Origin of the sequence: Yersinia sp. Marseille-Q3913 (assembly GCF_963892745.1) — a bacterium.
Lineage (GTDB): Bacteria > Pseudomonadota > Gammaproteobacteria > Enterobacterales > Enterobacteriaceae > Yersinia > Yersinia bercovieri.
Window position 1 is genome coordinate 1 of sequence record NZ_CAWQAF010000075.1, and the last position, 1,142, is coordinate 1,142.

Here is a 1,142-nt window from a genome sequence, read left to right on the forward strand (position 1 = left end):
AAGTGGCGCACTTTTAAAGCATAACTGTGGCTCACTTTTAGACCATAATTGACACCATATGGATGATGCACAGCTGGATATGTGTCTGCGGGTAGACACTGTTTATCGCATCCGGGAAGCCCTTCAGACCGTCCACGCAAGCAATCAGGATGTCCTGAAGCCCACGATTTTTAAGCTCTGTCAGCACACTCAGCCAGAACTTTGCGCCTTCATTTTCGGCCAGCCACATACCCAGTAATTCTTTCTGGCCTTCGGTGTTGATGCCCAGTGCCAGGAAAACGGCTTTGTTTATTACGCTGCCATTCTGCCGAACTTTCACGACGATACAGTCCATATAAACAATGGGATACAGCGCATCAAGTTGTCGGTTTTGCCACTCAGTAACCTGCTCTTTAACGGCATCAGTGACTTTAGATATCAGCGTGGGCGACACGTCGGCGTCGTACATCCCTTTGAAGGTGGCGACGATTTCGCGCGTGGTCATCCCTTTGGCATACAGGGATAAGATCTGGCTGTCCATCTGCGTGATACGCGTCTGGTTTTTCTTAATTAACTGAGGTTCAAAGGTATTTTCACGATCACGAGGCGTGTTCAGCTCAATCTCGCCGTCATCGCAAAGTAGGTTTTTTGACGAGTAACCATTACGGGTATTAGAGCCTTTTTTGGGTGCATTTTTTTCATGCCCGAGATGGTCAGTCAGCTCAGCATTGAGCGCTGTTTCGACGGTCAACTTCGTCAGCATACGGGAAAACTGGTTAAGATCAGCTTCGGTTTTAAGGCCTTTAGCCAGTTCGGCAGCCAGCGCTTTTAGTTTCTTTTCGTCCATAATTTGCCTGTCTCCGTTGTTGGAGTGAACATATCAAAAACAGGCAGATACACAATTTAAATTACAGTCTCTATTCGTCTCAACTCTAGGATGTGCCTCACCCCTTCGGGCCAGCGCAGCCGCTGTTCAAACTGCATTCGCAATTTGTCACATCTCATGCTCAAGTCGCACTTTGTTAAAAATCATAAGCAAAAAAGGCTACCCATCAGGGTAGATTTTTTACTTTTTTACATAGCAGAAAAGCAAAAACCCCACGCTTTTGCATGGGGTCTCGGCTTGATTTGATGCCTGGCAGTGTCCTACTCTCGCATGGGGA

General features: G+C 47.1%; 1 pseudogene. It reads right to left on the minus strand.

Annotation, left to right across the window (positions count from 1 at the left end):
* Window positions 1-52: 52 nt before the first annotated feature.
* Window positions 53-826 (minus strand): annotated as a pseudogene (locus AACW11_RS18175) (IS256 family transposase); the annotation flags it as partial.
* Between the last annotated feature and the right edge of the window lie 316 nt (window positions 827-1,142).